The organism is Streptomyces fulvoviolaceus (assembly GCF_000718165.1).
Lineage (GTDB): Bacteria > Actinomycetota > Actinomycetes > Streptomycetales > Streptomycetaceae > Streptomyces > Streptomyces fulvoviolaceus.
Genome location: NZ_JOEY01000112.1, coordinates 1 through 12,182, shown reverse-complemented (window position 1 = coordinate 12,182; position 12,182 = coordinate 1). Strand labels below are relative to the sequence as shown.

Annotated in this window: 14 protein-coding genes; 5 read left to right on the top strand and 9 right to left on the bottom strand. The window is 68.1% G+C overall.

The annotated features are described in order from the left end of the window. Positions 1-362 (bottom strand): SDR family NAD(P)-dependent oxidoreductase (locus IG08_RS0152405; protein ID WP_030621767.1); only part of this gene is annotated, 362 nt, incomplete at its 3' end. Positions 363-636: 274 nt separating this feature from the next. Between IG08_RS0152405 and IG08_RS0152400 the strand changes: the two genes are divergently transcribed. The 5 genes from IG08_RS0152400 to IG08_RS0152380 all read left to right on the top strand — a co-directional run bounded on the left by IG08_RS0152400 (position 637) and on the right by IG08_RS0152380 (position 6,006). Beyond that, positions 637-1,506, top strand: a complete 870-nt coding sequence (locus IG08_RS0152400; RefSeq protein WP_030621766.1) for a helix-turn-helix domain-containing protein — start codon at positions 637-639, stop codon at positions 1,504-1,506. A gap of 254 nt (positions 1,507-1,760) precedes the next feature. Continuing rightward, the gene (locus tag IG08_RS0152395; RefSeq protein ID WP_030621764.1) at positions 1,761-2,873 is read left to right on the top strand and encodes an NADH:flavin oxidoreductase/NADH oxidase; all 1,113 of its coding nucleotides are present in this window, start codon (positions 1,761-1,763) and stop codon (positions 2,871-2,873) included. A gap of 159 nt (positions 2,874-3,032) precedes the next feature. After that, positions 3,033-4,019 carry an NADP-dependent oxidoreductase gene (locus IG08_RS0152390; protein WP_234343234.1) on the top strand — a complete coding sequence of 329 codons (987 nt, stop codon included), beginning with the start codon at positions 3,033-3,035 and terminating at the stop codon, positions 4,017-4,019. Between the two features lie 117 nt (positions 4,020-4,136). Continuing rightward, on the top strand, positions 4,137-4,859 hold the full coding sequence (locus IG08_RS0152385) for a nitroreductase (protein WP_030621760.1): 723 nt from the start codon (positions 4,137-4,139) through the stop codon (positions 4,857-4,859). Positions 4,860-4,941: 82 nt separating this feature from the next. After that, complete coding sequence (locus IG08_RS0152380; RefSeq protein WP_030621758.1) at positions 4,942-6,006, top strand: zinc-binding dehydrogenase; 1,065 nt, start codon at positions 4,942-4,944, stop codon at positions 6,004-6,006. 46 nt (positions 6,007-6,052) lie between these two features. Here the strand turns inward: IG08_RS0152380 and IG08_RS0152375 are convergent, their stop codons facing one another. From IG08_RS0152375 to IG08_RS0152340, 8 genes are all read right to left on the bottom strand, one after another. Further along, positions 6,053-6,514, bottom strand: a complete 462-nt coding sequence (locus tag IG08_RS0152375; protein WP_052425340.1) for an HAD-IA family hydrolase — start codon at positions 6,512-6,514, stop codon at positions 6,053-6,055. Between the two features lie 169 nt (positions 6,515-6,683). After that, entirely contained in the window at positions 6,684-7,721 is a 1,038-nt protein-coding gene (locus IG08_RS0152370) for a hydroxyacid dehydrogenase (RefSeq protein ID WP_030621755.1), read from the bottom strand. Between the two features lie 104 nt (positions 7,722-7,825). Beyond that, on the bottom strand, positions 7,826-8,521 hold the full coding sequence (locus tag IG08_RS0152365; RefSeq protein ID WP_030621753.1) for an N-acetylmuramoyl-L-alanine amidase: 696 nt from the start codon (positions 8,519-8,521) through the stop codon (positions 7,826-7,828). Positions 8,522-8,583: 62 nt separating this feature from the next. Beyond that, complete coding sequence (locus IG08_RS0152360; protein ID WP_030621751.1) at positions 8,584-9,249, bottom strand: SDR family NAD(P)-dependent oxidoreductase; 666 nt, start codon at positions 9,247-9,249, stop codon at positions 8,584-8,586. Between the two features lie 189 nt (positions 9,250-9,438). Next, positions 9,439-9,810, bottom strand: coding sequence for a DUF2255 family protein (locus tag IG08_RS0152355; protein ID WP_030621749.1), 372 nt, complete (start codon positions 9,808-9,810; stop codon positions 9,439-9,441). Between the two features lie 43 nt (positions 9,811-9,853). Further along, positions 9,854-10,831 (bottom strand): aldo/keto reductase, encoded by a 978-nt coding sequence (locus tag IG08_RS0152350; protein WP_030621747.1) that lies wholly within the window; start codon positions 10,829-10,831, stop codon positions 9,854-9,856. Between the two features lie 34 nt (positions 10,832-10,865). Then, a complete protein-coding gene (locus IG08_RS0152345) occupies positions 10,866-11,846 on the bottom strand; it encodes an aldo/keto reductase (RefSeq protein WP_030621745.1) in 981 nt (326 codons plus the stop codon). Positions 11,847-11,872: 26 nt separating this feature from the next. Then, positions 11,873-12,182: SDR family NAD(P)-dependent oxidoreductase (locus IG08_RS0152340; RefSeq protein ID WP_030621743.1), on the bottom strand; the 310-nt coding region annotated here is incomplete at its 5' end.

Here is a 12,182-nt window from a genome sequence, read left to right as displayed (position 1 = left end):
ACGGGCAGGACGGAACGGGTGACGTTCATGGGCCCGAAGAGGTTGGTCTCGATCTGCTGGCGCATCTGGTCGGGCGTGATCTCCTCGAAGTATCCGGCGAAGAAGTTGCCGGCGTTGTTGATGAGGACGTCGATGCGGCCGAAGCGGTCGACGGCTGCCTGGACGGCGGCCTGCGCGTCGTCGAGGCTGGTGACGTCGAGCTTGGTGACCAGCAGGTTGTCCTGCGGTCCGCCGAGAGTCTTCTCGACCTCTTCGGGGCGCCGTCCGGTGGCGACGACCTGGTGGCCGGCGGCGAGGGCCTCGCGGGCGATGTCGGTGCCGAGACCGCGTCCGGCGCCGGTGACGAGAATGACCTTGCTCATGAGGGGGTTCCTTTCAGATGCCGTATCCGGCACCCGGTGTAGTGCGGTGATGAGATGTCTGGCGTCGCCAGTGAGGCCAGGCATCCCGGCCATCGGCGGGGTCGATCAGGTGCTACGGGGTCGCCGACACCTCGGTCGGTTTCTCCCGGCCACCTCATTGACTTTCGCACCTTCACGCGCCCCGCAAAGGGGAGAATTCCTTACCCGGAGGAAAGGTTCCAGGTATAAATCCCTACCCCCCAATGTTCGTCCATTCGGTGTCACACTGGCCGGTATGACTCGCAACGCGCATCTCAACGAGCTGGGCGAGTTCCTCAAGACCCGCCGGGCCGAACTGAGCCCCCGCGCTGTGGGCCTGCCCGACACGGGCGGCCTGAGGCGGGTCGAGGGACTGCGCCGTGAGGAAGTCGCTCAGCTCGCCGCCATCAGCACCGAGTACTACACCCGCCTTGAGCAGGGGCGCATCCAGGCATCGGGGCCGGTGCTGTCCGCTCTGGCGCAGGTACTCCGTCTGGACGACGACCAACGGGACTACCTCTTCGAACTCGCCGGGAAGGACCAGGCCCGGCCTCGCCGCCGTGCCGTGCAGAAGGTACAGCCGACGCTGCAGCGCCTCCTGGACAACCTGATCGACACCCCGGCTATTGTTCTGGGCCGCCGTACGGACATCCTCGCCTGGAATTCCCTGGCCGCTGCCCTGATGAGTGACTACGCGGAAATTCCGGAGAAGAAAAGAAACCACACGCGGATTCTTTTCACCGATCCCGCGATGAGGACGCTGTACGCGGACTGGGAGGAGGTTGCTCACTCCACCGTGGCGCAGCTGCGGATGCAGGCTGCCAAGTATCCCGACGACCCCCGGCTGGCCGCCCTCGTCGGTGAGTTGTCGGTGCAGGACCCGCACTTCCGGCGTTGGTGGGGCGGCCACCACGTTGCCGCCCGGACGATGGGCACAAAAGCCTTCCATCACCCTGTGGCCGGCGAGCTCACCCTCGACTGGGACACCCTCACCGCCAGCATCGACGCCGAACAGGTACTCATCGTGCTGACCGCCGAACCTGGCACCCCTTCCCACGACGGGCTGCGCATCCTCGCCTCCTGGGCCACGAACCAGCAGCGGTCCGCATCCGACGCCGCCATATGACCTGACCAGTGGGGTCGGCCCTGCGACTGCCGAGGGAGTGCGGGCGCAGCCACCATCACCGTCGGCGTGGCACAACCACCTGGACTGTCCTGCACAAAGCCACGGCCGAGGCCGTGTTGTGGAGCACCGTCGCGTTCTGTGACACCTCCGGCGCCCCACGCGCGCGGCGGCCGGACCGTACGCAACAACCCCGTACCCGCCAAGCCGTTGCCCGCCACTGGGCCAGTACATCCCCAATCGATGAGGAACCATCCGTGAGTGCCCTGTTCACCGCCTTGACCCTGCGGTCACTTGAGATCCCCAACCGCATCTGGACGTCCCCGATGTGCATGTACTCCGCCGCCTCGGACGGGCCGGAGACCGGAGTGCCGACCGACTTCCACCTCACCCACCTGGCCAGCCGGGCCGCCGGCGGCGCCGGGCTGGTGATGGCCGAGGCCACAGGGATACGGCCCGACGGGCGTATCACCCCCTGGGACCTGGGGTTGTGGAACGACCGCCAGCAGCAAGCATTCGCGCGCATCACCGCAGCCATCCGCTCCCACGGGTCGGTCCCGGCCATCCAGCTCTGCCATGCCGGCCGCAAGGCATCCGTCGACAAGCCCTGGCTCACCGGCCGGTACATTCCCGAGGCCGAGGGCGGCTGGCGGGCGGTCGCCCCCAGCCCGGCGCCGTTCGCCGGGCGGTCCGTGCCGCACGAGCTCACGGTGGACGAGATCCAGCAGCTGGTGCGGGAGTTCGCCGAGTCGGCGAAGCGTGCGCTGGCCGCGGGTTTCGAGGTGGTCGAATTGCACGGCGCCCACGGCTTCCTGATCAACTCGTTCCTCTCCCCGGCCTCCAACCACCGCACCGACTCCTATGGCGGCAGCTTCGAGAACCGTCTGCGCTTTCCCCTCCAGGTGGTCGACGCCGTACGCGAGGTATGGCCCGACGACCTGCCGGTCTTCTTCCGCACGTCGGCCACGGACTGGCTGACCGAGAATCCGGAGGACGAGCGCGAGGGCTGGACGGGCGATGACACCGTCCACCTCGCCAAGGAACTGGCCGCGCACGGCGTCGACCTGCTGGACGTGTCCAGCGGCGGCATGGTCCCCGACGCCACGATCCCCATCGCGCCCGGCTATCAGGTGCCCTTCGCCGCCCGGGCTCGTGCCGCGACCGGGATCCCCACCGGCGCCGTCGGCCTGATCCTGGAGCCCGCCCAGGCCGAGGACATCGTCGCCGCCGGACAGGCCGATGCCGTCCTGCTCGGCCGTGAACTGCTGCGCAACCCCTACTGGCCCCAGCACGCCGCACTCGAACTCGACGCTGAGCCCCGCTGGCCCGAGCAGTACAGCTACGCCGTCCGACGGCACAGCAAGCGTTGAGGGAGGAAGGCCTCACGCTGCGGAGGATGCGCGGGGAACCGTCCTACCGCACAGGCGGTGGCTGTACCACCAACACCGCGAGACGGTCCTCACGCTCCCTGCCCGCCGAGCGGCGCCGTGTGAGCCGGCCGGCTGGACCCACGGAAGGAACACCCCTTCATGAGCACAAGGCAGTCCTCATCCATGAAAGCGATCGGTCTCCACACTTATGGCGGCCCGGAAGTGTTGCACGCCGTCGAGCTGCCTCAACCGCACGCCGGTCCCGGCGAGGTGCGGGTGCGGGTGCGTGCCGCCGGGGTGAACCCGGCCGACGTCATGCTCCGCGACGGTTCCCTCGCCGAGTGGTACCGCGATTTTGAACCTCCCTTCATTCCCGGCATGGACGTGGCGGGCACGCTCGACGAGGTCGCAGACGACGTCAGGGCCGAATACGGACTGTCCGAGGGCGAGCCCGTGATCGGCATCGTCGACAACCACGGGCGTCACGGCGGCTACAGCGAGTACGTCGTCCTGCCGGCCCCGTCGGTCACGCGTCAGCCCGTCGGCACGACGTTCCCGGAAGCAGCCTCGTTCCTCATGAACGCACTGACCGCCCGGAGCATCCTGGACTCCCTTGCACTCGCGCCCGGTTCGACGCTGGCCGTCACCGGAGCCGGCGGCGCCGTCGGCGGCTACGTCGTCCAGCTTGCTGCCGCGAAGGACCTGCGTGTCGTCGCGGTGGCGTCGGAGCACGACGAGGAGTGGCTGCGTTCCCGCGGGGCCGACACCTTCATCACTCGCGGCGACGACATCGCACCGCGCGTGCTGGACGTTGTACCCGGTGGAGTGGACGCCGTCGCGGACGGCGCCATGCTGCACGACCGGATCGCGCCCGCGATCCGAGACAACGGCCAGATCGCGGTCGTCCGTTTCTGGGACGACGATCCCGGCCGCGGCATCGTCGTGCATCCCGTCAACGTCCGCTCACGCATCACCGACACCGTGGCCATCACCCGGCTGCGCGAACAGGTGGAATCGGGTGAGCTCACCCTCCGAGTCGCGGCGACTCTGCCCGCCGACCAGGCTCCCGAGGCTCATCGGCTGTTGGAGAAGGGCGGCTTGCGGGGGCGACTAATCCTCGAATTCCCGCCCGCAGCAGCCGTGTGAAAGGCATCGCGGGAGTGCAGAGACCGAGTGTCAGCCAGGGCCCGCACCGTCGCGCGCGTCCGTCACACCCATGCAGGGGCATCGACGCGCCACCGTCCCGTCCGCAAGAGGAGCACTGTGTCTGGCGACACCCTTTCCTTCGCCGAGGCCGTCCGGGCCCGTCATTCCGTTCGCGCGTTCCTGCAGGATCCGCTGTCCCCTGCACAGATCCGCAGCGTGCTGGAGGACGCAAGGTTGGCCCCCTCCAACTGCAACACCCAGCCATGGCAGATCCACATCGTCTCGGGCCGGCAGCGGGATCTGCTGAGTAAAGAACTGCTGCGGGCCGAAGCCGGGGGAGAGGCGTTCGGTGACTTCACCTTCGACCAGGAGGAGTACTTCGGCGAGTACGCGCAGCGCTCCCGGCACCAGGCGCAGACCCGCAACGACGCCCTGGGGATCGCCCGGTCGGACCGTGAGGCGCGCCGCGTGGCGGATCGCCGTAACCTCGAGTTCTACGGAGCTCCCCACGTGGCCATGCTTTTCGCTCCCGTCTTCGGTGACGGCGTGCGCGTGGGCGGCGACATCGGCATGTACGCGCAGACCTTCCTGCTCTCCCTCGCCTCCCGTGGCCTGGGAGGAATCCCTCAGACGGTGCTGGGCCTGTACGCCGACACCGTCCGCGATGTTCTGAACGTTCCCGACGACCTCAAGCTGTTCTTCGGTATCTCGTTCGGGCACGAAGACCGCGCGTCCTCGGACAACAGCTACCGCCTCGGCAAAGTCCCGGCCCAGGAGAACGTCATCGCCCACGACACCCCTGGCCTGTTCGCCGGCCACCCCACCCCGAACCCCGCTTGACCACCCCCGGCAGCGCTTCTACAGCGTCGCCGTACCGGTGAGCCCCACGCCAGATGCCGGACGACATGAAGGGAAGAGCCCTATGAAGGGTTACGTCATCCAAGAGAAGGGCCGCGCCGACTGGCAGGAGGTCCCGGTCCCGGAGATCGGGCCGTACGACGCTCTGGTCCGCCCGACCGCAGTGGCAACCTGCACAACGGACGTGCACCTCATCGACTCGCTCTCGCTCCCGAACGCGCTGGGCAAGGTCATCGGTCACGAGGCCGTCGGAGTCGTCGAACAGGTCGGCGACCTGGTCGAAGACTTCGCACCCGGGGACCGCGTCGTCCTTCCCGCGGGGCTGGCGGACTGGAGGCATCCCAGGGCACAGCGCGGCGAGGGCAAGTTCCACCAGAGCAAGAGCCCCTACTTCTCCGACGACCCGACCAACGGCGGTTGGTTCTCCGAGCTGGTGAAGTGCTTCGACGCCGACTCCAACCTGGCGCACATTCCCGATGGAGTCACCGATGTCCAGGCCGTTTCCGTCGACGACATGGCCGCCACCGGTTTCACCGGGGTGGAGCGGATGGAGATCCAGTTCGGTGAGGTCGTCGTCGTACTGGGTGTCGGACCCGTGGGACTGATGGGAGTGGCCGCGGCGGCGCTTCGCGGGGCCGGCCGCATCATCGCCGTCGGCTCGCGCCCGAACACGATGACCCTCGCGACGCAGTACGGGGCGACCGACCTCGTCGACTACAAGAAGGGTGACGTCTACGAGCAGATCATGACGCTGACCGGTGGTGCGCAGGTCGACAGTGTGCTGGTCGCCAGCGGCGGCAGTGCGAGTGACCAGATCGGCACGGCCATGAGGCTCACGAAGTTCGGCGGCCACGTGTCGGTGGTCTCGGGCTTCTTCGACGACGAGACGGTGACGATCCCGATGGAGGTCTGGAACTACGGTGTGATGGAGAAGTTCCTCACCGCAGCCCAGGCCAACCAGGGCCGGGACTACATGGAGCGTCTCCTGGTGCTGATCGCGAACGGCAAGCTCGATACCCAGCCGCTGGCGACTCATGTGCTGCACGGCTGGGACAACGTCGGGGAGAGCCTCGAACTGATGCGCAGCCGCGACCAGACCGTCATCAAGCCGATCGTCGTCGTCGGCTGACTGTGGCCGTGCGGTGCGAACACCGGACCGGAGGCGTAGGGCGTGGTCAGAACCGCAGCAGGTCCGCGGCGGCGAGGCTGAGTACGCCGTCGTGCCAAGTCAGGCCGCGCAGATCGCGGACGACCATGGTGGCGTCGGTGGCAAGTCCGCGCTGCCCGACTCCGATGACGGTTGCGCCCGCCGCGGCTCCGGCCTTCGCCCCGGCGGTGCTGTCCTCGAAGACAACGGTTCGTGCCAGGGCGAAGCCCAGCTTCTCCGCCGCTGTACGGTAGCCGTCGGGCGCCGGTTTGCCGTGGCTGACGTCGTCCGCGGTGATTAGCACGGGTGGCGCGGGCCAGGACGGTGACTCCGGCAGGCCCGCGAGGAAGTCGAGGGCGCCGGGGAGCGCTGTGGTGGAGGCCGCGGCCTCCACCTCCAGGCGGTCGATCGCGGCGAGCGCAGCCGGTCGCTCCTCCGGGTCGGTGACCAGTAGAGCGACGGTGTCGGCCGAACGGCGGCCGTGCACCATGGCGGTCACCTGTTCCGGCGGCAGGTCCCGGTCGCGGGCCCACTGGCTCCAGGCCTGGTCGACACCGTGGTCGGAGTCGACCAGGACACCGTCGTTGTCGAAGAGCAGGCCCTCGCAGGGGTGTCGAGCAATGCGGACGAGTGGGGCTGTGCGGTCATGGGTGGTCCCTTCACGTCACGGGGCGGTTGCGGTAGCGGCCGACCAGTTCACGGGCGGCGGCCTGCATACGGACGGGAGGGAGCCCCTGTGCGAGGAGGGTCAGGTCGTCGAGGACCATGTCGCCGATGGCCTGGAAGGCTTCCGGGATGCCGCCCGCGCGGTGTGCGGAGAGCACGAGACCGTCGAGGTCGCGGGCCGGGTCGTCGGCGGCGACCGGTTCGTCCGGCCATACGTCGATGCCCGCGAGCAGGCGTCCGCGCGCGACGTGGGTCAGCAGCGCCGGGTAGTCGACGACCGGTGCGCGGCTGACCAGGACGAGGCGGGCGCCGTCGGGCAGCAGTTCGAGTTCGCGTTCTCCGATCAGGTGGCGGCTGTCGTCCGTGACGGTGGCCAGCACGAACACGAAGCGGCTGCGGAAGAGGGTTTCGTCCAGCGACGCGGGAAGCACACCGTGTTCGTGCAGGACGCCGGGCGGCAACCAGGGGTCGTACACCCTGATGGTGGGCCGGAAGGGGGCCAGGAGCCGGTTGAGGCTGCGGCCGAGGTTGCCGAAGCCGACCAGGCCCACGTCGGAGCCTTGCAGCAGTACGGCGTCCACGTTGCCGTCAGAGACGTACCGCTCCTGTCCGGCGCGGAAGGCGCGGTCCTCGCGGCTGATGCCCCGGGCGAGGTCGAGCGCGAGTCCGAGGGAGTACTCGGCGACGGCCTGTGCGTAGGCGGGTCCGCAGCCCAGCACATGGATACCGCGCTCGAAACAGATCGCGTAGTCGACGTTGGGGAAGAAATTGCCCTCGACGTTCAGCAGAGCCCGCAACCTGCCCGCGCGGGCAAGCCGCCCGGCCGGAAGGTCGGGCTGTCCGACGATCGCGAAGGCGTCGGGCAGCACCTCCTCAAGTGCTTCTTCGGAGGGGTCGTTGTCCAGGTCCACCACGGTGAAGCGGTCGCGGAGCGACTCCAGGGCGGCGGGGGTGAAGATGCGGTCCGTGCGCTGCGGCCCGGGACGCAGGACCACCACGGGCTTGGCGGGGGTGGAGGGTGGGGTGCTCACAGAACTCCTCGCGTGTGTACGGGTATTGACTCGCCGGTCACAGCTCGGCGCTGGTGACCAGAGCGACGAGTCCTCGCCGGCGGTGGTGCGGGTACAGCGGAGCGTCAGGCCGAGACCCGTATCAGGCGCATGTAGCGGTCCCAGTCCCAGTGCGGGCCGGGGTCCGTGTGGTCGGTGCCGGGGACCTCGTTGTGGCCGACGATGTGTTCACGGTCGACGGGGAGGCCGTGGCGCGCGCAGATGCCGGCGCACAGTTTCGCGGAGGCGCGGTAGGCGGTGTCGGTGAACCAGCGGTCCGGTTGGTCCACGAACCCCTCGTGCTCGATTCCGATGCTGCGCTCGTTCCACTTGCGGTTGCCTGCGTGGAAGGCCACGTCCAACTCGCTGACCATCTGGGTGAGATGGCCGTCGCGGGCACGAACCACGTAGTGCGTTGCGGCGCGGTGTCCGGGGTCCTGGAACACCTTCAGGGCGACGGGGTGAGTGGACTGGGTGACGTGCACGACGACCCGGTCAATCGTGTAGTCGGAAGGCCGGTCGGCGACGCGGTAGTTGGCGTCCGAGGCGGCGATCCACTCGGCGCCGGGATGGTCCGTCCTGCCGTACTCGCGGGATTGCCCGCGATCCTCGCTTGAGCGCCGGGGCTCGGGGAAGCTGCGCGGGATGCCGTCATCCGACTGAGCAGCCGCGAAGCCGAGCCCGCCGAGGAAGGCGGCACCGGTGCCGAAGAGGACGGTTCTGCGGCTCCGGAAGCGGGGCTGCTCGAGCGAGGCCCAGGTCGGGCGATCAGTGGAGTGCATGGAGATGCTGCCTCGTGTACGTGTCGGCGGGGCCAGTTCGACGGCCTGTACCCATCTGGTGGTCAGGAGTCCAAGTCGCCTGCGTAGTGACGGAATCCCCTCCGCTCGCCGTGCATGTCCCACAGCCTGCGGGCCAGGACGGCGGGATCCGTATTCGGATCACCGGGCACAATCGCGCCCGGGATGATGAGCTGCCCGACGTGGACGTTGTCGTCGGCGAGCGTGTCGTGGAGCATCCGGGCGTAGGCGCTTTCGGCGGCGAAGGCGACCGATGTGCCGGCACGTTCGGGGTGGGGGCGTACGGCGCTGCCTCCGTTGACGAAGAGGAGGGTGCCGCGGCCGAGGGACCGCATGCCGGGCAGCACTTGGCGCACCGCGGTGACCGGTCCGTAGAGCGAGAACTCGATCGGGCCCGCCAGATCGGCGGGAGTGGCCTCCAGCACCGCCCGCATGAACTCCTTTTGTGGGACCGGGCTGTACTGCAGCACTTCGATCGGGCCCAGGGTGGCGGTCGCCGCGTCGAGGGCTGCTTCCAGGGCAGCCCGATCGCGCACGTCGGCGGCGAATCCGCGTGCGGTCACCCCCTCGGCGGTCAGGTCGGCCACCAGCGCGTCGAGCCGGTCCTGGTTGCGGGAGACCAGCGCGACATCGAAGCCGCCGTGGCCGAACTGCCGGGCGACGGCCGCTCCGAGGCCGCCTCCCGCTCCGACGATGACGATGGTGGTCATGCTTCTTCTCCTATAGATCTAGAGAAGGGGGCCGCTAGCCGCCCTGTCGGCGAATTACCTCCCCGGCCATGGGCATACCACCCTGTGGAGAATGCGAGATTGTGACCCCCGGTGGCTGTCCTTGCGGACATGGCGACGCCCGACAACTTGTCGTCGGGCGTCGCCATGTGGTCGGGAGCAGGGATGGGTTCAGCGAGGAGAGATGCGGACCGTCGTTGACTTCGGTCCGTCACCCTGCATGATCGGCACCGCGGAGCTGCCCGGATACTTTTCCTCGTAGGCGGCGTCGACAGCGGAGTCGACGTCGCTGCCGGCGGGTTCGAAGGTGACCTCGTAGTGCTTACCGGCGACGCGTACGCGACCGGCTTTCTGGCGGATGGCCGCCTGGTACCACTTCGACTGCTGTCCGTTGGCGGCACGCACGTAGACGTCTCCGTCGACGACGAGTGCCCAGGTCTGGGTCGGGGTGCCGTAGGTAGTGCCGTCTTCGCGGAACGGGGAAACGAAGAGATCCGCGTTCTCAGCGATCGCACGGAGCTGTGTCTGGCTCCAGGAGCTCATGATGGTTCTTCTCTCAGGGGTGCGGGTTTGTTCTTCGGGCCGACTAGAAGTAGGTGGGTTCGCGCAGTACGTAGTGCTCCTCGAGCGCGGTGACCTCGTCGTCGGTGAGGGTGATGTCGAGCGCCGCCACAGCGGCGGGCAAGTGATGGTCCTTGGTCGCACCCACGATCGGGGCGTCGACCACGGGGTTCCTGAGCACCCAAGCCAGCGCGATCGTGGCCATCGACACGCCCCGGTCATTCGCGATGCGTTCCACCGCGTCGATGGTCGGCCTGTCGCTGTCCTGCCACAGCGGGCGCCCGTCGAAGTCGGTGCTCGGGTTGTCCCTGCCACGTTTGGTGTCGGTCGCGCCCCACGGCCGTGCGACGACGCCTGCGGCAAGAGGGCTCCACGGAAGGCTGCCGACACCCTGATCGGCCAGCAGAGGGAACATCTCCTGCTCTTCCCCGCGCTGCACCAGGTTGTACTGGTTTTGCATGGAGACGAACCTTGTCCACCCGTTCAGCTGGGCGACGAACTGCATCTTGGCGAACTGCCACGCGTACATGCTGGATGCGCCGAGGTAGCGGGCCTTGCCGACCTTGACTACGTCGTGCAGCGCCTCCATCGTCTCTTCGACCGGGGTATCCGGGTCGAAACGGTGGACCTGATACAGGTCGATGTAGTCGATACCGAGACGGGTGAGCGACGCGTCGACCTGCTCCATGATCGCCTTGCGGGACAGCCCGGAACCTCCGCGGCCGTCATGCATGTGCTGGTGGACCTTGGTCGCCAGCACGATGTCCTCGCGCCGCGCGAACTGTTTGATCGCCCGGCCGACGATCTCCTCCGAGGCACCGAAACTGTAGATGTTGGCGGTGTCCCAGAAGGTGATCCCGAGATCGAGTGCCTGTTGGAAGAAGGGTGCGGCACCGTCGTAGCCGAGGGCCCACTTCTCCCGGGATCCGTCGCCGAAACCCATGGTGCCCAGCGCGATGCGACTGATGCTGAGGCCCGAAAGCCCCAGGCGGGTGTATTCCATCTCCTCGTCCTTCAAGAGCGTGCGGCGCCTGCGGTCAGCTGTCGATGCTGGCCATGTTCGCCTCGTCATGGCGCTCGCCCGAGGCCGGCGTGAGGTTGTTCAGGCGGTCGAGCTGAGCGGCGCTGAGTTCGAAGCCGTCGGCAGCGGTGTTCTCTTCGACGCGCGTGACCCGCCGGGTTCCGGGGATCGGGGCGATGTCGTCGCCGCGGGTCAGTAGCCATGCCAGCGCGGTCTGGGCCGGGGTGGCTCCGATCTCGGCGCCGATGGCCTGGACTTCGTCGACGATGCGCAGGTTGCGCTGGAAGTTCTCGCCGGTGAAGCGCGGGTTGGTCTTGCGCCAGTCGTCGTCGGCGAAGTCGTCGACGGTGCGGATCTGCCCGGTGAGAAGGCCGTGCCCGAGCGGCGAGTAGGGAACGAACCCGATGCCGAGCTCACGCAGCAGCGGCAGGATTTCGGCCTCGACGTCGCGGGTCCACAGGGAGTATTCGGTCTGCAGCGCGGCCACCGGATGCACGGCGTGTGCCCGGCGGATCGTCTCGGGGCCGGCCTCGGACAGGCCGATGTGGCGCACCTTGCCCTCGGCGACCAGTTCGGCCAGCGCGCCGACGGTCTCTTCGATGGGTGTGTTCCGGTCGACCCGGTGCTGGTAGTAGAGGTCGATGTGGTCGGTGCCGAGCCTCTTGAGCGAGCCTTCAACAGCGGCCTTCACGTTGTTGGCGCTGCTGTCGACGACGCCGGGGCCGCCACCGGAGTGGGAGACGAGACCGAACTTCGTTGCCACCACGACGTCGTCGCGGCGGCCCTTGATGGCCTTGCCGACGATTTCCTCGCTGTGGAAGGGGCCGTAGATCTCGGCGGTGTCGATGTGGGTGACACCGAGGTCCAGTGCCCGGTGGATGGTGCGGATCGACTCGGAGTCATCGAGCCCCCCGCCCGTCGTGTAGGTGCCTGCCATGGTCATGGCTCCCAGACCGATGCGAGAGACATCGAGTCCACCCAGGGATACGTGCTTCATTGGATACTCCTTGTTTGTGGCGGCCGTCAGGCCTGGTCGGTGGGCATGACCCAGAGTTCGGCGATCGAGGCGTGCCGGGGCCGGGTCACGATGTAGGCGATCCCGTCGGCGATGTCAGCCGCGTCAAGTCGCTCGTGCTGCTCGTTGAACGGCTCGAGGATCTCCGTGTGGATGGTGTCGTTGTTGTGCGAGCCGAGTTCGGTGTCGACGGCGCCCGGCTCGAGAACGCTCACCCGCACGTGCCGCTGGGTGACTTCCTGGCGCAGGGACTCGGTGAAGCCGTTCACGCCGAACTTGGTGAGGTTGTAGACGCCGTAGCCGTTCCAGGCGACGCGG